2 protein-coding genes are annotated in these 1,045 nt (G+C 38.2%); both read right to left on the bottom strand.

All coding sequences use genetic code 11. From position 1 onward, the window contains the following. A partial coding sequence (locus tag AC6F75_RS06785; protein WP_500714197.1) for a signal recognition particle receptor subunit alpha occupies positions 1–210 on the bottom strand: 210 nt, incomplete at its 3' end. Between the two features lie 89 nt (positions 211–299). Next, positions 300–1,045 (bottom strand): glycosyltransferase (locus AC6F75_RS06780; RefSeq protein WP_500714198.1); only part of this gene is annotated, 746 nt, incomplete at its 5' end.

Genomic DNA, 1,045 nt, shown 5'->3' with positions numbered 1-1,045 from the left:
GGGCTGTAACGTTGTCAATACATTTTGACCCAGTGCTTTTTCTTTCACCGTGTTTGTAAACTCCTTGGCAATTTTAAAGTTGACATCGGCATCGAGTAATGCGCGTCTTACCTCCTTGAGGGTTTCAGCAACATTGACTTCGGTGATGCTCCCGTGTCCTTTAAGGACGTGTAAAGCTTTATCTAATTTTTCGCTTAAATTATTAAACATAATGGTAATATCGTTTTAAGGAATGCAAAGATAAGGATATGCCACTGAGTATCAAAGTGAGTTTTATTGAATTCTAAGATGGTTTTGACTCACCGATTGGCTTTCTTGTTCTTTTCTTCAATCCATTTACTTAAATATCTGGTACTGTTCAGGCTGTGGTGCCTTAACATTGCTCCCGTGAAGTTATTTTGGCGGTGAAGTTCTAAAAGTTTTTCTAAATCCTTAAGTTTCTCAAAAAAACCACTTTCAGCATTATCCGAAGAAAAATGATTGAGCATCTCAAAACCTTTATTTTGAGATGCTTCCCAAAAGGCTTTATTACTGTAGAGCTGAATGGCAATTTCAGAAAACTCCTGAGTATCATCTGAAGTACATCTTGAAAAATCAAGAGAATTCCCGAAACCTTCAATTCCTATCGAAGTTGTAACAAAAGGTGTCCCGCATTGCATAGCGTCAACCAGTTTTCCTTTTAATCCGGCTCCAAAACGTAGCGGGGCAAGCATTACCCTTGCCTTTTGAATGACCTTTTGTGCATCTTCTGCCCAGCCCTTTATAAAAAACCGTTCACGGGGATTGTGCAATTGTTTGATTGGCTCACCGGCATAAGCACCATAGCAGTGCATTTCGGCTTGTGGTATTGCTTTGGAAATTTTTGGCCAGATGTTTTTTTGTAACTCCAAAACCGCATCAACATTGGGTTGGTGCTTGTAATTGCCCATAAATACAAAATGTTGACGTTCTTCAAAATCTGGCAAGTATTCTTGTTTGATTTTTTTCGTAAAAAATGGTAAGTATTGTAAAAGTGCGCTATCGATTTTAAATTCGTTTTGCAGTA

This window comes from Planktosalinus sp. (genome assembly GCF_059864935.1).
The sequence above is the reverse complement of the archived record's forward strand: the minus strand, read 5'-3'. Positions and strand labels throughout refer to the sequence as shown.